Genomic DNA, 281 nt, shown 5'->3' with positions numbered 1-281 from the left:
CGTCAGCTCGTGCAGGTTGAGCGCCGCATCCACCTTCGGACGCGCCACCGTGGCGAACCGCTCCACCGTCAGGCCGTCGACGACACCGTCGTCCAGCACCCCGGCCGTGTGGAACACCGCCGACAGCTCGACCGAGTCGAGCAGACCGGCCAGCGCCTCCCGGTCGGCCACATCACACGCGTCCACCGTGACGGTCGCACCCAACCCGGCCAGCTCATCACGCAGTTCGGCAGCACCCGGCGCATCCAGACCACGACGGCTCGTCAGCAACAACTGCCCGG

Annotated in this window: 1 protein-coding gene; it reads right to left on the bottom strand. The window is 70.1% G+C overall.

The window, feature by feature from the left end; genetic code table 11:
* A partial coding sequence (locus UK12_RS35515; RefSeq protein WP_045307356.1) for a KR domain-containing protein occupies positions 1-281 on the bottom strand: 281 nt, incomplete at both ends.

It is taken from the genome of Saccharothrix sp. ST-888 (assembly GCF_000955975.1).
GTDB lineage: Bacteria > Actinomycetota > Actinomycetes > Streptomycetales > Streptomycetaceae > Kitasatospora.
Note: the sequence above shows the minus strand (reverse complement) of the source record. Positions and strands in the feature narration are given on the sequence as shown.